This is a genomic window from Natronococcus roseus, assembly GCF_043677095.1.
In the GTDB taxonomy this organism is placed as follows: Archaea; Halobacteriota; Halobacteria; order Halobacteriales; family Natrialbaceae; genus Natronococcus; species Natronococcus roseus.
On record NZ_JBHLJR010000005.1, the window covers coordinates 166,834 to 184,253 of the forward strand.

At 65.5% G+C, this 17,420-nt stretch carries 12 protein-coding genes and 1 pseudogene; 10 read left to right on the plus strand and 3 right to left on the minus strand.

Translation table 11 applies throughout. The features are described 5' to 3' along the window. Positions 1 to 55: 55 nt before the first annotated feature. On the minus strand, positions 56 to 1,618 hold the full coding sequence (locus tag ACFEMD_RS14840) for a hypothetical protein (RefSeq protein WP_394741858.1): 1,563 nt from the start codon (positions 1,616 to 1,618) through the stop codon (positions 56 to 58). Positions 1,619 to 1,713: 95 nt separating this feature from the next. Here ACFEMD_RS14840 and ligA point away from each other — a divergent pair, with 95 nt between their 5' ends. The 4 genes from ligA (at position 1,714) to ACFEMD_RS14860 (ending at position 5,027) form a co-directional block, all read left to right on the plus strand. Further along, a complete protein-coding gene (gene ligA, locus ACFEMD_RS14845) occupies positions 1,714 to 3,477 on the plus strand; it encodes an ATP-dependent DNA ligase LigA (RefSeq protein WP_394741859.1) in 1,764 nt (587 codons plus the stop codon). A gap of 101 nt (positions 3,478 to 3,578) precedes the next feature. Then, complete coding sequence (locus ACFEMD_RS14850) at positions 3,579 to 3,947, plus strand: MarR family transcriptional regulator (RefSeq protein ID WP_394741860.1); 369 nt, start codon at positions 3,579 to 3,581, stop codon at positions 3,945 to 3,947. Beyond that, positions 3,944 to 4,285, plus strand: a complete 342-nt coding sequence (locus ACFEMD_RS14855) for a hypothetical protein (RefSeq protein ID WP_394741861.1) — start codon at positions 3,944 to 3,946, stop codon at positions 4,283 to 4,285. The genes ACFEMD_RS14850 and ACFEMD_RS14855 overlap by 4 nt, the downstream gene beginning before the upstream one ends. A gap of 496 nt (positions 4,286 to 4,781) precedes the next feature. After that, complete coding sequence (locus tag ACFEMD_RS14860; RefSeq protein ID WP_394741862.1) at positions 4,782 to 5,027, plus strand: hypothetical protein; 246 nt, start codon at positions 4,782 to 4,784, stop codon at positions 5,025 to 5,027. Between the two features lie 49 nt (positions 5,028 to 5,076). On the opposite strand, the gene ACFEMD_RS14865 is transcribed toward ACFEMD_RS14860, so the two are convergent. Then, on the minus strand, positions 5,077 to 5,745 hold the full coding sequence (locus tag ACFEMD_RS14865) for an FAD-dependent oxidoreductase (protein WP_394741863.1): 669 nt from the start codon (positions 5,743 to 5,745) through the stop codon (positions 5,077 to 5,079). Between the two features lie 147 nt (positions 5,746 to 5,892). Here ACFEMD_RS14865 and ACFEMD_RS14870 point away from each other — a divergent pair, with 147 nt between their 5' ends. From ACFEMD_RS14870 to ACFEMD_RS14895, 6 genes and pseudogenes are all read left to right on the plus strand, one after another. Next, positions 5,893 to 7,650, plus strand: a complete 1,758-nt coding sequence (locus ACFEMD_RS14870) for a 2-oxoacid:acceptor oxidoreductase subunit alpha (RefSeq protein ID WP_394741864.1) — start codon at positions 5,893 to 5,895, stop codon at positions 7,648 to 7,650. Next, the gene (locus ACFEMD_RS14875; RefSeq protein WP_394741865.1) at positions 7,647 to 8,513 is read left to right on the plus strand and encodes a 2-oxoacid:ferredoxin oxidoreductase subunit beta; all 867 of its coding nucleotides are present in this window, start codon (positions 7,647 to 7,649) and stop codon (positions 8,511 to 8,513) included. Before ACFEMD_RS14870 ends, ACFEMD_RS14875 begins: the two co-directional genes overlap by 4 nt. 182 nt (positions 8,514 to 8,695) lie before the next feature. Beyond that, positions 8,696 to 9,526: a universal stress protein gene (locus ACFEMD_RS14880; RefSeq protein ID WP_394741868.1), complete on the plus strand. Its 831-nt coding sequence runs from the start codon at positions 8,696 to 8,698 to the stop codon at positions 9,524 to 9,526. Between the two features lie 27 nt (positions 9,527 to 9,553). Beyond that, a pseudogene (locus tag ACFEMD_RS14885) lies at positions 9,554 to 10,350 on the plus strand (ZIP family metal transporter). 282 nt (positions 10,351 to 10,632) lie between these two features. Beyond that, on the plus strand, positions 10,633 to 15,132 hold the full coding sequence (locus ACFEMD_RS14890; protein ID WP_394741869.1) for a hypothetical protein: 4,500 nt from the start codon (positions 10,633 to 10,635) through the stop codon (positions 15,130 to 15,132). A 109-nt stretch (positions 15,133 to 15,241) separates the two neighbouring features. Then, the gene (locus ACFEMD_RS14895) at positions 15,242 to 16,924 is read left to right on the plus strand and encodes an acyl-CoA mutase large subunit family protein (protein ID WP_394741870.1); all 1,683 of its coding nucleotides are present in this window, start codon (positions 15,242 to 15,244) and stop codon (positions 16,922 to 16,924) included. On the opposite strand, the gene ACFEMD_RS14900 is transcribed toward ACFEMD_RS14895, so the two are convergent. Beyond that, positions 16,921 to 17,382, minus strand: a complete 462-nt coding sequence (locus ACFEMD_RS14900) for an NUDIX hydrolase (RefSeq protein ID WP_394741871.1) — start codon at positions 17,380 to 17,382, stop codon at positions 16,921 to 16,923. The two genes, ACFEMD_RS14895 and ACFEMD_RS14900, sit on opposite strands and share 4 nt — an antisense overlap. Between the last annotated feature and the right edge of the window lie 38 nt (positions 17,383 to 17,420).

Below are 17,420 nucleotides of genomic sequence, written 5' to 3' on the forward strand. Positions count from 1 at the left end.
TCACGCCGGAATATACGTCCTGCGAAACCCATCCGTAACTGCCCCCTCGAGGACGCTACCGGTCGACGAACCAGTCGGCGAAGCTTCCCTCGAGAAGGGTTTCGGACTGGTTCTCGACGTAGCGCTGTTGCATCGATTCGATCGCCGCCTCGAGGTCGGCGCCGTCGTCGACCGCCTCCCGGACCCGATCGTGTTTCCAGCGAGCGGGGGTCATCTTCTGGCGAACCCGCCGCCGGAGCGGGTAGAGGTACTTCGCGGCCTCCTCCTCGGTGAGCCCGCGGTTCGTGAGCCCGTCCTCGGCGTGGGCCAGCAGGTCCTCGTAGAGCTCGAGCCGATCCGTGGTCTCCCGCCCGTCGTTGGTGATCCAGGTTAGTTCGGCGTCGAACCCCTCGCGCATCGCGGCGTAGAAGTTCTCGCGGGCGACCTCCCAGTCGAGTTCGACGATCGGATGCTCGAGACGGGTCAGGCTCTCGAGCAGGCCGGCAAACGCCGCGAGAAACGCGATCGAATCTCTGACTGTGGGCTGGGCGGCGACGGGGCGGAACTCGATGCGGGCGTTGGCGGCCGAGCGAGTCGGCCCGCCGAACACCGGGCGAACCCACCGCCAGTAGGTGCCGTGCTTGCGTCGGAAGTGCGAGAAGCTGTCGTCGAAGCGCTCGCCGTCGTCGACGGGCATCGGGACGATGGTGTCGTCGGCCGCGATGCGATCGATTGCCTCGTCGACGCTCCCGAGATCCTTCGGGAACCGGACTTTCCCCTCGCCCGTCGAGGGGTCGTTGAGCACCGTCTCGAAGACGCTGATTCGGTGTTCCATCCAGCCGTCCGCGAGGACGTCCTCGGCCGTCGCATCGTCGTCGTACAGATCCGGCGGGAAAAAGGGCGAGTTGACCCCCAGCGCGAGCAGCGGGCCGGCGACGCGCAGCGCGTAGTTGAAGTACAGCGGCAGGTCGGGCGCGTGGGCGACCTGGTAGTGGGGCTGGATCGACGTGATCAGGCTCTCGGGCATGACCGTGTCGGCCTGCAGGGAGACGTTCGGCGCCTCGATACGCATCCCCGCGGTGTCGGCTCCGCTCGTGTTCGCCATCGCGTGGTAGCGACCCGAATCGCTCATGTTCGTCGCGACCCGGATCAGTCGCTCGGTGCCGTCGGGATCCGTGATCGTCTGCTCGATGCTATCGGTGAGGTAGGTCGCCGCGTCCTCGCCCTCCGGCGGGATCGTCCACAGCGAGTCGCTCACCAGCCGCATCCCCTCCGAGCGGGTCACTCGAAGCGCGGTCTGTAGGCGCGCCTTGATCTCGGCCTCCTGGGCAACCAGGCCGTACGCGCTCAGGGGCTGGGGACTGGTCGTCATCTCGGCGTTGTGCAGGCCGAGTTCCTTCTCGAAGCCGATCAGCTCGAGCAGCCGACGGGGCACCCGCCGAAGCGTGCAGTCGTCGGATTTGACGGCGTAGAACTCGTACTCGAACCCGACGATCGCCTGCGGGTTGTCGAAGACGCCCTCCTCGACGGCCTCCTTGATCACCTCGGCGTCGGCCTCGGCTCGGTCGCGAAACTCGTCGGCGTCGACGGACAGCACGTCCGCGACCCGCGCCGCGAGCTCCGCCTCTCCTGATGGCATACACCCGTGTCCGCGCCCGACTGTCTTGAAAGCACGCCATCGAGACCGCCCCGTCTCCGAACGGTTTTACACCCGCGGACGGCTACACACCGCCGATGGAGTTCGCCACGTTCGCCGACCGAGCCGCCGCGATCGAAGCCGAGCCCGCGGACCTCGAGATCGTCGCCCGCGTCGCGACCCTGCTCGAGGACGCGGCCGACGGGGACGACTCGCGGACCGTCGAGATCGTCGCCCGCTACGTCCAGGGGCGGGTCTTTCCCGCCTGGACCTCGAGAACGCTCGACATCGGACCCAGCGCCTGTTACGAGGCGATCGCCCGTGCGGCGGGGACGAACGTCTCCCCCGACGACGTCGAGGACCGCCTCGCCGAGGTCGGCGAGATCGGCGACGTGGCCGCGAGCTACGAGTTCGGCGGCCAGCGGGGGCTGGGCGCGTTCGCGGGCGGCGGTAGCGGCGACGACGCGAACGGGGGCGACGACCTCACGGTCCTGGAAGTCGACGAGACCTTGCACGACCTGGCGGCCGCGGAGGGGTCGGGCAGCCAGGACCGTAAGGTCGACCTGCTGTTTGGCCTGTTCAACCGGTGCTCGAGCGAGGAAGCCCGCTACCTCGCCCGCCTCGTGCTCTCGGAGATGCGAATCGGCGTCGGCGAGGGGACGGTCAGGGACGCGATTAGCGAGGCGTTCGATGTCTCCGTCGAGTCCGTCGAGCGCGCACTGCAGGTCTCGAACGACTACGGCGAGGTCGCTCGCGTCGCCCTCGAGGACAGCCGTGAGGGACTCGACGCGATGGCCCTCGAGGTCGGCCGCCCGGTCCAGGCGATGCTCGCCCAGGCCGGCACCGTCACGGACGCGCTCGAGGACTGGGACGAGGCCGGCGTCGAATGGAAGTACGACGGTGCCAGGGTGCAACTGCACCACGATCCGGGCGGCGTGGCGGTCGACGACGCGGACGCGACTTCCCCGAACGGGTCGGCGGGCGAAACGCGGGTCTTCTCGAGAAACATGGAGGACGTCACCGACGCGCTCCCCGAGGTCGTCGAGTTCGCCGACGACCGTCTCGCCGAACCCGTCATCCTCGACGGCGAGGTCGTCGCGATCAACGACGACGGCTCCCCGCTGCCGTTCCAGGAGGTGCTCAAGCGCTTCCGTCGCAAACACGACGTCGCGAAGGCCCGCGAGGACGTCGCCGTGCGGCCCGTCTTCTTCGACTGCCTGCACGTAGACGGCGAGGACCTCCTCGAGGAACCGCTGGCGACCCGCCACGACCGCCTCGAGGCCGTCCTTCGCGAGGAGCCCGGCCAGGAGCCCGACGAGGTCGAGGGGCTCTCCCTGCTGTGGCGCACCGACCACCCCGAGGAGATCGAACGGATCGACGCCGACGCCCTCGAGGCGGGCCACGAGGGGATCATGCTCAAGAACCTCGAGTCGACGTACTCGCCGGGGCGTCGCGGGAAACACTGGCGCAAACGGAAGCCCGACGTCGAGACGCTGGACTGCGTCGTCACGGGCGCAGAATGGGGCGAGGGACGGCGGGCGACGTTTCTGGGTACGTTCGAGCTGTCGGTGCGAAACGGTGACGCGCTCGAGACGGTCGGCAAGGTCGCGACCGGCATTACGGACGAAAAGCTCGCGGAGCTGACCGAACTGCTCGAGCCCCACATCGCGAGCGAGGACGGCCAGACCGTCGAACTCGAGCCCACAGTCGCCTTCGAGGTCGGCTACGAGGAGATCCAGTCCTCGCCGACGTACTCGTCGGGTTACGCCCTGCGATTCCCCCGGTTCGTCGGCGTGCGCTCGGACAAGGGTCCCGGGGATGCAGACAGCGTGGGGCGGCTCGAGCGGCTTCGAGACGAGTGAGGAAAAGTCGGTACGACGTTCTCTGAACCGAGCGGTCGCCCGTACTGCCCAGTAGGTCTAATACTGTGCAGATACAATCGAATAGTACGGCGATACCGCTCATGCCAGTACGATTCGACGAATACGATCCGGACGAGCACCAGATCGACCTCGGCGAGGGGACCAACGCGAACCGGATCCTCACGTTTCTGCTCGAAAACCCCGAGTACGGGTTCACACCGAAGGAGATTCACGAGGCCACCGGAGTCGCTCGAGGAAGCGTCAGCCCGACCCTGCTCCGCCTCGAAGACCACGGACTCGTCCGTCACAAGGGCGATCAGTGGGCAGCGGCCTCGGACGAACGAATCGCGGCCTATCGGGGCATGCACGTCAGTCTGGAGGCGATTGCGGATCGACAGTCGGACGATTGGTACGCGAACAACCCCGACTGGGACGAGGACGTCGAAGACCTTCGCGATCGGGACGAATGAGCGATCCCTTCCCGCGCGGTGCCGTCGTCGTTAGCGCCGATCTCGTCGGGCCTCGAAGCAAGCGTCCGTTCGTGCTGGTTTCGACCGAAGCCCATCCCTTCTACGGCGAGGAGTACACTGCGATTCCGCTGACGACGACACCGCGGTCGGCCGCGGTCGAGCTTACCGACGGGCGCTTTCTCGAGGGAGAACTACCGCGTCGATCGTATGCAACGCCGTGGAACATCGCGACACTGAAACACGAAGCGATCTCGACCCACGCCGGAACCCTCACCGAAGAGGCGACCGAGAGGCTCGTCGAACGGGCAATCGAGTATCTTCGTGGCGAGCCTCGTTGATCGGGTCCGCCGGGATACCGCTGGCTTGACCAGCCGGCTCGAAGAGGGATCGATCGAGGGATTTCGGTTGATTCAGCGAGACGCTGGCTGCGAGATCGGCTCGTTGTATCTATGCTATCTTATTTAAATTGTCATCAGTTAGTGTAAATATCAGATAGAGTGAAAGTTGTATGGTGGCTACCGATGAACGGACATATCGACGACACACCGTACACCGAGCAACTGCAGGATCGGTCTCTCTCGACAGTCTCGGAGTTGCGGCGGCGGAAGACGATCACGGGCGAGGAGACGGTCGGGATAACCCGCAAGGCAACCGAAAGCGAACGGTGGAACTTGCCGGATCGAACCCGTGCGAGTTCGAGTTACCGAGCGGAAAGGGCGCTCCCGGAGAGAGCTACGAGAAGCAACAGGCGGAGCGAAAGCGGCAACTCAAGGACCCGTTCGATGCCGACCTCGGTACGCTAGTGACCGATAGCGAGGATAGTTTGGAATCCATATGGCTCGAGCAGAGATAACCGTACCCGAGATGTTGAGCGAGAGCGTCGAAATAGTCCAACTGTTGGCGATCTGGTCAGTGATCGCCGTCGTTCCGCTGGCCTACTACGCGTTCGTCGATTCGGACAGCGTAGTCGGTCTCGGCTCTCGATACGTCGGGTCCTTCCTGCTCGTTGTCGGCGGCGCCAACGTATTACTGTACGTAATCGCGAGAGGCATCTCCCTCGCGCAGACCGACCGAGTCTGAGGGCGAAGCGACCGATCGACGAAGACGACGCCACCGGCTTCGAGAGAACTTATCCGAAGTTCTCGATCAGCGCCTCGTCGGAATCGCCGCCCGCGTCGTCGATCGTCTCGGCGACGAAGGTAACGAAGTCGTGGAAGCCGAAGGCGTAGAGCTGGCCGTCCTCGAGGTGGTCCTCGATCGCCTCGTGCAGGCGCTCCTCGTCGCCCTCGTCGATGAAGAGGACCGTCGCACCGGCGTCCTCGAGGGTCTCGAGGCGGTCGACGTGGGCCGGTTCGTCGTCCTGGTAGACGACGACGGCGTCGTGGCCCGCGTCGTGGGCGGCCTCGGCGATCGAGACCGCGGGGCCGACGCCGGGGCCGCCGGCGATCGCGACGATATCGCGGTCTTGCTCGTAGGTAATCTCGCCGAACGGGCCCTCGACGTGGACGACGGCGCCCGGCTCGAGGGCGGCGAGCCACGGCGAGAGGTCGCCGTCGGGATCGACGCCGACGGTGAGTTCGAACGTGTCCTCGACCGAGGCCGACGAGAGCGTGTAGTGGCGCGCGACGACGTCGTCCTCGTCGTGATCGGCCTGCTGGTCGTCGACTCCCGGCACGGCCCGGAGCAGGACGAACTGCCCCGGGAGCGCGTCGAACCCGTCGGGGGTCTCGAGTTCGAGCGCGACGGTTTCGGAGCCGACCTCGCGTACGGCGTCGACGGCGACTGGCGTCCCTTCCATGGTCGTTCACTCCGGGGGCAGGGTGAAAAGCGGTTCCGTTCCGATCGGTCGCGAGAGCCCGACTCGCGGATATACTCACGCTCGAGTAAGCCTCTATGAGGGCTTTCAGAAGCCTTTTCATTTACTGGGAGCAAGGTGCTGCATAACATGGCAGCGGACCTCAACTGGGCGATCGGAGGCGAGGCTGGCGACGGCATCGACTCCACGGGTAAAATCTTCGCTCAAGCGCTCTCGCGTGCCGGGCGACACGTATTCACCTCGAAGGACTTCGCGTCTCGGATCCGTGGCGGCTACACGGCCTACAAGATCCGAACGTCCGTCGACGAGGTCCAGAGCGTCGTCGACCGACTCGACATCCTCGTCGCGCTCACACAGCGAACGATCGACGAGAATCTCGACGAACTCCACGACGGCAGCGCGATCATCTACGACGGCGAACGCTCCTGGGACGCCGAAATTCCCGAGGAGATGAGGGGGATCGACGTCCCGCTGAAGTCCCTGGCCGAGGACGCCGGCGGGGCGATCATGCGCAACATCGTCGCGCTCGGTGCCGCCTGCGAGATCACCGGCTTCGACGTCGAGTACTTAGACGAGTCCCTCGAGAAGCGCTTCGGCGGCAAGGGGACCCAGATCGTCGAGAACAACAAGGAGGCCGCCCGCCTGGGCCAGGAGTACGTTCAGGAGAACTACGAGGTCGAGGATCTCGGCTACGACATGGAGACGACCGACAACGACTACGTCCTGCTTAACGGCAACGAGGCGATCGGCATGGGTGCGATCGCCGCCGGCTGCCGCTTCTACGCGGGCTACCCGATCACGCCCGCGACCTCGATAATGGAGTACCTGACGGGGCGGATCGAGGAGTACGGCGGCCACGTCGTCCAGGCCGAGGACGAGCTTTCGGCGATCAACATGTCGCTCGGCGCCGCCCGCGCGGGTGCGCGCTCGATGACCGCGACCTCCGGCGCCGGAATCGACCTGATGACCGAGACGTTCGGCCTGATCGCGACCAGCGAGACGCCGATGGTCATCTGTGACGTCATGCGATCGGGTCCCTCGACGGGGATGCCGACCAAACAGGAGCAGGGCGATCTGAACATGGCCCTGTACGGCGGCCACGGCGAGATTCCCCGCTTCGTCGTCGCGCCCACTTCGATCACCGAGTGCTTCTGGAAGACGATCGAGGCGTTCAACCTCGCCGAGAAGTACAACACGCCCGTCTTCCTCGTCTCCGACCTGGCGATGTCGGTCACCGAGCAGACGTTCCCGCCGGAAGCGTTCGACATGGACGCCGTCGAGATCGACCGCGGCAAACTCGTCGACGACGACGAGGTCCAGGAGTGGCTCGACAGCCAGGGTCGCTTCCGTGCACACGCTGCGACCGAGGACGGCGTCAGCCCGCGGTCCATCCCCGGGACGACCGACGGCGCCCATATGAGTACGGGTCTCGAGCACGACGAGCTCGGCCGCCGAACCGAGGAGACCGAGGTTCGCGTCCAGCAGGTCGACAAGCGAAACCGCAAGGTCGAGACCGCAAAGAACGAGGAGGAGTGGGAGTACCGCGAGTTCGGCAACCCCGATGCGGAGAACCTCGTCCTCTCCTGGGGGTCGAACGAGGGTGCGCTGGTCGAAGCCCTCGAGTACCTCGAGGACGAAGACGTCGACGTCCGCGTCATCTCGGTCCCCTACATCTTCCCGCGACCCGACCTCTCCGACGAGATCGAGGCCGCCGAGGAGACGATCGTCGTCGAGTGTAACGCGACGGGCCAGTTCGCGGACGTGATCGAACACGACGTCCTCACCCGCGTGAAACGCATCAACAAGTACACCGGCGTCCGCTTCAAGGCGGACGAGCTGGCCGAAGAGATTACGACCAAACTCACCGAGGAGGTGCCCGCACAATGAGCTCCGACGTTAGATTCACAGACTTTAAATCCGACAAGCAGCCGACCTGGTGTCCCGGATGCGGCGACTTCGGGACGATGAACGGCATGATGAAAGCACTGGCCGAGACCGGCAACGACCCCGACAACACGTTCGTCGTCGCCGGGATCGGCTGTTCCGGCAAGATCGGGACCTACATGCACAGCTACGCCCTCCACGGCGTTCACGGCCGCGCACTCCCAGTCGGACAGGGAGTCAAGATGTCCCGGCCCGATATCGAAGTGATGGTCGCCGGCGGTGACGGCGACGGCTACTCGATCGGCGCCGGCCACTTCGTCCACGCCGTCCGCCGGAACGTCGACATGAGCTACGTCGTCATGGACAACCGCATCTACGGGCTCACGAAGGGCCAGGCCTCGCCGACCTCGCGGTCGGACTTCGAGACCTCGACGACCCCCGAGGGCCCCAAACAGCCCCCTGTCAACCCGCTCGCGCTCGCGCTGGCCTCCGGGGCCTCCTTCATCGCGCAGTCGTTTGCGTCCGACGCCCTGCGCCACCAGGAGATCGTCCAGAAGGCGATCGAACACGACGGGTTCGGCTTCGTCAACGTGTTCAGTCCGTGCGTGACGTTCAACGACGTCGACACCTACGACTACTTCCGCGACTCGCTGGTCGACCTCCAAGAGGACGAGGACCACGACCCGAACGACTACGAGGCCGCGAAGGAGGTCATCCTCGACAGCGAGAAGGAGTACCAGGGCGTGATGTACCAGAACGAGAACTCGGTGCCGTACAACGAACAACACGGCGTCACCGAGGACATGTCCGAGATTCCCGACGGCGCCCCCGAGGACGCGATGGACCTCGTCCGCGAGTTCTACTGACGGCCGCGGTTTCGACGACGATTTTTCGACGACGGCTGGCCCCACGAGCGACGCGTCTCGAGCGTTTCGTCGGCGCTCCGGTCGCTGCCGAACTCGAGACACCGACTGAGCAGCCGGACAAACGACAGAGTTCGTGGTACTCTACCCCACGTTCATAGGAGTTGCAACCGTACTCCTCTGCGATGTACGGGGAGATTCTCGTCGCAACGGACGGCAGCGATATCGCGGCGACCGCCGCCGACCGCGGACTCGAGATCGCCGAACGGCTCGAGGCGACCGTTCACGTCGTCTCGGTCGTCGACCGGGCGGACGTCGACGACGAGTCGGTCCACGAGCGCCACCGGACGTACGTCGAGCGCGTCGAACGTGACTGTCACGACCGGGGTCTCACCGTCGAGACGAGCGTTCGCTCCGGTCGGCCCAGACGGGAGCTGCTCGAGTGCGCCGACGAGTGCGACGTCGAGCTGATCGTCATGGGAACCCACGGCCGAACCGGACTGGAGCGCTGGCTCATGGGCAGCGTCGCGATCGCGGTCGTTCGCGAAGCGCGATGTCCGGTGTTGACCGTCAACGCGACCGTCTCCGAGCCGGCCGGGACGATCGACGACGTACTCATCGCGACCGACGGCCGACCGGGAGTGGAGGCGGCCGTCGATCGGGGCCTCGAGCTCGCGGCGGCCTACGACTCGCGCGTCCACGCGGTGTCCGTCGTCGACGACGTGCACTCCCATACGAGCATCGTTCTCGAAGCGCTCGAGGAGATCGGTGAACGTTCGACGAGCGCGATCGCCGAACGGGCGAGCGAGCGCGGCCTCGAGACCGAGCGCGCGATCGAGCGGGGCGTTCCCCATCGGGAGATCGTCGCCTACGCCGACGAGCGCGACGTCGACCTCGTCGTCGTCGGCACGGAGAGTCGCTCGGGACTCGATCGAGTCGTCGCCGGAAGCGTCTCCCAGCGGGTGATCGGCACCGCGCCGGTTCCGGTGGTGTCGGTCCGGACGATCGAGCGATAATCGGTCCCGAAGCGATACTTCGCCCGAATGGTCCCCCCCGAGAACCTCGCGCTGGTGTTCGTCGCGGGGCTGGTCACCGCGTTAGCAACCGGCCTCGGCGCGGTTCCCTTTTTTTCCTCGACGAGATCAGTGACCGACGGAACGTCGTTCTCTGGGGCTTTTCGTCCGGAATCATGGTCTCGGCGTCGATCTTCGGCCTCCTCGAGGAGGGGCTCGCGGCGGGGACGCCCCTCGAGATTTCCGTCGGCGTCGCCGCGGGGGTCGTCCTCGTCGTCCTCGCCAAGGACGTCATCGTCGACGCCGACATCGACCCCCACGAGTACGAGGAGGCCGACTTCAGGAAACTCGTTCTCATCCTGGGGGTGTTGACAGTCCACAGCTTCCCTGAGGGGATCGCCGTCGGCGTCTCCTTCGCCGATCTCGGCCTCGAGGGAGGCGTTTCCCTGCTCGGCTTTACAGTCCCGCTGCTGGCGGTGTTCATGACGGTCGCGATCTCGATCCACAACGTTCCCGAGGGGACCGCAATTTCGATCCCGCTGAAGTCACTCGGGGTGGCGAACTGGAAGGTGGTCTGGTGGGCGATCTTCTCGAGCCTTCCGCAACCGATCGGGGCCGTCCTCGCGTTCGGGTTCGTCCAGGTCGCCCGAGAGTTTCTTCCGTTCGGGTTCGGCTTCGCCGCGGGGGCGATGATCTACCTCGTTCTCACGGAGTTCGTCCCGGAGGCGCTGGCGATCGGCGAGGAACTGCCACGAGGAGGGAAACCCGAACTGGCGGCCGGCGCCGCCGTCGGCGTACTCGTCATGTTTCCGCTCGCGTTCGTCTGATTCGGACGGGTTGTCGAAGCGCCGAACTGCCAAGTCGGACGTATCGGCCCGTACCGACGGCGCTTCTAGAAGACTTATACATATCACGTAATTACCTTGTCTTCGTAGACGATAGTTTCTCCATCCTGATTGTATTTATTTCCTGAATGTTTATATTGCTGCAGTTATATTATATCTAAAACGACCAACAAAATCTGAAACCAGCCTGAGCCGACTAAGATCAAGGAAGGACAGCAGCTCGAAATTACTACACACGACCAACGGAAGCGAAAACGCGAAACGATGACACCACAAGTACACAACCGAACCGCCGACGTCGATGGGGACGGGATCGATAGCGCCGCAGAAACGCTCGATCTCGACAGCGACGACGAAGCACAGCACAACCAGAGCAACCGATCCGGGTTCACGTTCGTTCCCGCCGAGAGTCTCGACGGCCTCGAGTGCCGGATCTCCGAAAAGAGCGAGGGACTCGTCACGGCTTATCTAACCACGGATTCCGGAACAGTTCTCGAGCGACGAACGATCGCGGCGCTCGACCCGGGAGAGACGTTCGCCTTCGACGCTCGACTCGAAGCTAACGAAACCTACTGGGTCGTCTGCGACGCCCGCGGACGGGACTTCGTCCGTGGACGAGCCGAGGTCGAGTACCCCATCGAGAACGACCTGTTGACGGTCACGAACGGGATATTCAGCGGAGACGGTGCGGAGTCGACCAGCTACCGATACTGTATCGATCGAGTCGGGCCGGTGCAAAGCGCGGAACGTGAGGACGCGATCGACCTCGAGACCGACGACGAGGGACAGTCCTGGGGATCACTGAACGACCGTTCGGGCGTTCGACTGCAGACGACCGAGCGCGTCGACGGCCTCGAGTGTCGACTCTCGGAGCGGTCGGAAGGGCTCGTTACCGGGTATCTGACTACCGATTCGGGGGACGTCATCGAGCGACAGACGATCGCGGTCCTCGAGGCGGGCGACACCGTGGCCTTCGAAACGGAACTCGAGGCCGACGAGACCTACCGGGTCGTCTTCGACGCCCGGGGGCGGAGCTACGTTCGCGGGCGGGCCGCGGTCGATTACCCGTTCGAGTCGGAGTCGCTTTCGGTCACCGATGGAATCTACGGCAGCGGCCAGCTCTCCGACAGCTACCGGTACTGTATCGACAGGATCGGGCCCGCTGACGCCGGAACGGTTCCGGAGACCAGCTTCGAAAGCGAGACCGAGTCGACGGACGAGGACCCGGAGACGGACACGCTCGACCTTGGAAGCGACGAGGAGGGCCAGGCCTGGAGTTCGCTCGACGAGCCCTCCGGCGTCCGGTTCCGAGTCGACGAGGCCGTCGACGACGTCACGTGTCGACTCTCCTCGGAGACCGACGGCGTCACGACGGCGGCACTGACCGACGGCGACGGCGACGTCCTCGAGGAGCAGTCGGTCGACGATCTCGAGGCGGGCGATACGTTCGCCTTCGACGCCGACCTCGAAGCCGGCGAGGCCTACGGGATTCTTCTCGACGCCGACGGCGAGAGCTACGTCCGCGGTCGAACTGCGGCCGACTACCCGCTCGAGAGCGCCGTCTTGGAGGCGACCCAGGGGATCTACAGCGGCGACTACGAGTCCGAGAGTTACCGCTACTGCGTCGATCGAATCACCGTTTCGATCGCCGACTCCGAACCGAGCGAGCCCGAGGAGTCCGAACCCGAGGAGTCCGACTCGGCGGAGAGTACGATCGATCTCGGCGACGACGAGGAGGCCCAGTCCTGGGGATCGCTGGATCAGCCGTCCGGCGTTCGGTTCCGGGCCGAGGAGGACCTCTCGACGGTAACGGGCCGACTCTCGGCGGAGACCGAGGACGTGACGACGGCGTACCTCACCGACGACGACGGCGATACCCTCGAGGAACGATCGATCGACGACCTCGAAGCCGGCGAGACGTTTTCTCTTGAAACCGATCTCGACGCCGGCGAGGCGTACTGGATCGTCTGCGACGCCGACGGCGAGAGCTACGCCCGCGGCCGAGCCGCGGCCGACTACCCCCTCGAGGACGACCTGCTTTCGGTCACCGACGGGATCTACGGCGGCTACCTCGAGACCGACAGCTACCGCTACTGTCTCGATCGGCTCTCCGTCGAGAGCACGGGCTCGGGTGGCTACGAGACCGAGACCGAAGAAACCGAACTCGACCTCAGGAGCGACGAGGAGGGCCAGTCCTGGAGTACGCTGGACCGCCGCTCCGGCGTTCGGTTCCGGGCCGAAGAGGACCTCTCGACGGTAACGGGTCAGCTCTCGGCCGAAACCGACGGCGTCACGACGGCGGCACTGACCGACGACTCGGGATCGGTGCTCGAGGAACAGTCGGTCGACGATCTCGAGGCGGGCGACACGTTCGCCTTCGACGCCGACCTCGAAGCCGACGAGGCCTACCGTATCCTGCTCGACGCCGACGGCGAGAGCTACGTTCGCGGCCGGGCCGCGGCCGACTACCCCCTCGAGGACGACCTGCTGGTGGTTACCCACGGGATCTACGGCGGCGAGTACGAGTCCGAGAGCTACCGCTACTGCGTCGAGCGGATCGGCGCCGAGCGGGAGTACGAGGTGCCGATTGAGGACGACGAGGAATCCGAATCCGAGCCCGAATCCGAACCCGAGGTCGAGACGATCGATCTCGGCGACGACGAGGAGGGCCAGTCCAGGGATTCCCTCGACAGCCCCTCGGGCGTTCGTATCCGGGCGAGCGACGACCTCGATCGCATCGAGTGTCGGCTCTCGGCCGAAACCGAGGGTGTCACGACGGCGTACCTCACGACCGACGACGTGACGACGGCCACCCCTTCCGAGGACGATATCCTCGACGAGCGGTCGATCGCTGACCTCGAGGCGGGCGACACGTTCGCCTTCGACGTCGACCTCGAAGCCGACGACGTCTGCTGGGTCGTCTGTGACGCGGCGGGTGACACTTACGTCCGCGGCCGAGCCGGGGCTGACTACCCGATCGACGGCGACCTCCTCGAGGTGACCGACGGGATCTACGGCGGCTACGTTCAGTCGGAGGACTACCGGTACTGTCTCGACCGGATCGTCGTCGAGGGCGGCTCGGCCTCGTCGGACGAGACCGAGAGCGAGCCGACCGAACCGGAGGTTCCCGCGCTCGAACTCGGCGACGACGAGGAAGGACAGTCCTGGAGCTCGCTGGACGACCGCTCCGGCGTCCGACTGGTCGCGACCGAGAGCGTCGACGCGCTCGAGTGTCGGCTCTCGGCGGAGACCGACGGCGTCACGACGGCGTACCTCACCGACGACGGCGGCGACGTGCTCGACGAGCGCTCGATCGGCGATCTCGAGGCCGGCGACTCGTTCGTACTCAACGGTGAACTCGAGGCCGACGAAGCCTACAGCGTCCTCCTCGACGCCGACGGCGAGAGCTACGTTCGCGGCCGAACCGCGATCGAGTATCCGATCGAGAGCGATTTCCTCGAGGCGACACACGGGATCTACGGCGGCGACTACGAGTCCGAGAGCTACCGCTACTGTCTCGAGCGGATCGAGCCGACCGAGCCGCAGGAACACGAGCCGGAGCCGGAGCCGGAGTCGGCTCCGACGCCGGCGACCAACGGACTCATGGCGGACCTGATGACTCGTCCCGACGACGTAACGACGGTCAACGTGGCCGACGAGTCCTCGATCAACGAGAGCGGCGATCTGGCGGCGGAGATCCTCTCGTATATCGACTCCCAAAACACGGTCAACCACGAGTTCGTGCTGCCGATGGGACGCTACACCTGGAACACCGAGTTCGCGGTCTTGGACCCGGTCGAGTTCCTCGAGATCCGGGGCGAGCCGCGGGCGACGCTCGAAGTCCGCGACCACGGTGTCGACATCGCGTTCCTGTTCGGTCGATGGGCGACCGACAACCCGCCGAAACACGTCGCGCTCCGGAACCTCGACGTCGATATCGACGACGAGCGGGAGCGAGACGCCGGGCTAATCAGCGCACACGTCGGTCGCTGTCTACTCGACAACGTCGAGCTCGTGGGCGAGCGCTGGCGACACGGTCCACAGGGCGGTGACCGGTACACCTGTATGATCAACACCCGCGATCCGAACGCGCTCTCGCTGATCCGCAACTTCGGGCTCCCCGACGGCGAGGTCACCGACCCGGACGAGCCGTCGGTCGGTCACTCGATCGGCTGCAGCGCCGACCCGCCGCACGAAGGGATCAACATCTGGGACCGCTGTTACGTCGAGGACTACGTCGACAACGGCCTCTACGTTCGAAACAGCGAGGGTGAAAACTTCGTCGAGCACAGCATGGCGGTCAACTGCGGGAACGGGAACATCCGGATCGGCGCCGCGGACGAGGCCCGCGATTGCAAGATCCTCCTCGACGGGGGCTCGGACCAGACCTACCCCGGAGCCGGCCTCTGGCTCAACGGCGGCGAGGCGATCGCCGAACGGATCGAGATCGACGGCACCGACGCCCAGAACGACATCGTCAGGGTCAACAGCGACGCCGACGGCGGGCACATCAAGGGGCTCGACCTGTTCTGCGGGTCCGACGTCGAGGCTCCGGCGATCCGCTGTACGGAGACCAGCAGCACGAACAACCGCGGACTGACGATCGAGGACTTCGACGTCGAGGACATCACCACCGCCGGCGGTGGGTGCGTCAGCGTTCGGCGCTCCGACGTCACGCTCAGAAACGGCGTGATCGACGCGTCCTACCGAACGGCGCTTACCGGAGGCGGTGATCCGGACATCGACGACGTCGACGTGATCTGAGTCGACCGCGTATTCGACGCCGTAATCGCTTCAGTTTCCGACTTCGGACGATCTCTTCTCGGTCGCAACTCGAAAAGGTTGAAGCCGACGCCGACCGACGGTAACGATAATGTTCGATCCCGATGAACTCGAGGAGATCCGCGAGAGCCACGAGCAGTGGCACGAGGAGGAGGTCGAGCCGGTGCTCGAGCGCTTCGGCGAGCGCAAGGATCGGTTTACGACCGACACGGGCGGCCAGGAGGTCGACCGCCTCTACACCCCCGCTGACGTCGACGATCTCGATTACGGGGAGGATCTGGGCAACCCCGGCGAGCCGCCGTACACGCGCGGGGTGTACTCCACCGGGTACAGAGGTCGACTGTGGACGATGCGCCAGTACGCCGGCTTTTCGACGCCCGAGGACACCAACGAGCGCTACCACTACCTGCTCGACCAGGGCCAGACCGGGCTCTCGATGGCGTTCGACCTGCCGACCCAGATGGGGTACGATTCGGACGACGCGATGGCCGCCGGCGAGGTCGGCAAGGCCGGCGTCGCGATCGACTCGCTGGCGGACATGGAGACCGTCTTCGACGGCATCCCCCTGGACGAGGTCTCGACCTCGATGACGATCAACGCGCCCGCGTCCGTGCTGTTGGCGATGTACATCGCGGTGGGCGACCAGCAGGGCGTCGACCGCGCGGAGCTTCGAGGGACGATTCAGAACGACCTCCTGAAGGAGTACATCGCGCGCAACACCTACATCTACCCGCCCGAGCCGTCGATGCGGATCATCACGGACATCTTCGAGTTCTGTGCCGCAGAGACCCCGAAGTTCAACACGATCTCGATCTCGGGCTACCACATCCGCGAGGCCGGCTCCACGGCGGCCCAGGAGCTCGCCTTCACCCTCGGCAACGGCATTCAGTACGTCGAGGCCGCGCTCGAGGCCGGTCTCGATGTCGACGACTTCGCACCCCGGCTCTCCTTCTTTTTCAACGGGCACAACAACATCTTCGAGGAGGTCGCGAAGTTCCGCGCCGCGCGACGGATGTGGCACGACATCATGGAGGAGCGCTTCGACGCCGACGACCCGAAATCGAAGCAGCTGAAGTTCCACACCCAGACCGCGGGCTCGATGCTCACCGCCCAGCAGATCGAGAACAACGTCGTTCGGGTGGCCTACCAGGCGCTCGCGGCGGTGCTTGGCGGCACTCAGTCGCTGCACACCAACGGGAAAGACGAGGCGCTCGCCCTGCCGACCGAGGAGTCGGTGCGGACCGCGCTGCGGACCCAGCAGATCCTCGCCCACGAGTCCGGCGCGGCCGACACGATCGATCCGCTCGCGGGCAGCTACTACGTCGAGTCCCTGACCGACGACGTCGAGGACGACGCCTACGAGATCCTCGAGGAGGTCGACGAGCGCGGCGGGATGCTCGAGGCCGTCGACCAGCAGTGGGTCCAGCGCCAGATCCAGGATACGGCCTTCGACCGCCAGAAGGAGATCGAGGAGAAAGAGCGGGTCATCGTCGGCGTCAACGAGTTCGAAGTCGACGAGGACCCAGAGATGGACGTCGAGGAGGTCACCGAGGAGGACGAACGACGACAGGTCGACCGACTCGAGTCGGTCCGCGAGAACCGGGACGACGAAGCCGTCGACGCGGCCCTCGAGTCGCTACGGGACGCCGCACGCGGCGGACAGAACGTCATGCCGCACATCGTCGACGCAGTCAAGGCGTACGCGACGGTCGGCGAGATCTGTAACGTCCTGCGCGAGGAGTTCGGCGAGTACCAGCCCGGCAGCGCGGTCTAAGCCGACTCGAGCGTCACCCGATGGAGCGCGACCGGCTCGAGTCGGTCGACGTAGTCGTCGAGCGAGAGGGCAAACTCCCGGTCGGTCGGGAGCTCCCGCCAGGTGTACTCGAACTCCATCCCGCGCTCTTCGCCCTCGCCGGTGACGACGTGGGTCCAGGCGTCTCGGTCCTCCTCGACGGAGACGTGAAAGAAGTGACGACGGTAGAGCTTCGGCGGCGAGAGCCGACGTACCCAGACGTCGTCTGCCAGACGTCCGACCGACTCAAACTCGGTGAGCCCGCTCTCCTCTCTGACCTCCCGGCGGAGCGCCTCGAGAGGTGATTCGCCGGGTTCGATCGTCCCCTTGGGGACCTGGAGGCCGTCGTGACCGTTCGCCTCGAACGTGAGCAGTTCGCGATCGTTGCGGGTGATGTACGCACAGACCTTGGGGACGCACGGTACCTCGGTTCCAACCATAGCACGTTCCTGCACGACCGTCCATAAAACCTTTTCGA

Coding starts and splice junctions, on each gene's coding strand:
- ACFEMD_RS14840 (WP_394741858.1), bottom strand. CDS start 1,618: ATGCCATCAGGAGAGGCGGAGCTCGCGGCGCGGGTCGCGGACGTGCTG.
- ligA (WP_394741859.1), top strand. CDS start 1,714: ATGGAGTTCGCCACGTTCGCCGACCGAGCCGCCGCGATCGAAGCCGAG.
- ACFEMD_RS14850 (WP_394741860.1), top strand. CDS start 3,579: ATGCCAGTACGATTCGACGAATACGATCCGGACGAGCACCAGATCGAC.
- ACFEMD_RS14855 (WP_394741861.1), top strand. CDS start 3,944: ATGAGCGATCCCTTCCCGCGCGGTGCCGTCGTCGTTAGCGCCGATCTC.
- ACFEMD_RS14860 (WP_394741862.1), top strand. CDS start 4,782: ATGGCTCGAGCAGAGATAACCGTACCCGAGATGTTGAGCGAGAGCGTC.
- ACFEMD_RS14865 (WP_394741863.1), bottom strand. CDS start 5,745: ATGGAAGGGACGCCAGTCGCCGTCGACGCCGTACGCGAGGTCGGCTCC.
- ACFEMD_RS14870 (WP_394741864.1), top strand. CDS start 5,893: ATGGCAGCGGACCTCAACTGGGCGATCGGAGGCGAGGCTGGCGACGGC.
- ACFEMD_RS14875 (WP_394741865.1), top strand. CDS start 7,647: ATGAGCTCCGACGTTAGATTCACAGACTTTAAATCCGACAAGCAGCCG.
- ACFEMD_RS14880 (WP_394741868.1), top strand. CDS start 8,696: ATGTACGGGGAGATTCTCGTCGCAACGGACGGCAGCGATATCGCGGCG.
- ACFEMD_RS14890 (WP_394741869.1), top strand. CDS start 10,633: ATGACACCACAAGTACACAACCGAACCGCCGACGTCGATGGGGACGGG.
- ACFEMD_RS14895 (WP_394741870.1), top strand. CDS start 15,242: ATGTTCGATCCCGATGAACTCGAGGAGATCCGCGAGAGCCACGAGCAG.
- ACFEMD_RS14900 (WP_394741871.1), bottom strand. CDS start 17,382: ATGGTTGGAACCGAGGTACCGTGCGTCCCCAAGGTCTGTGCGTACATC.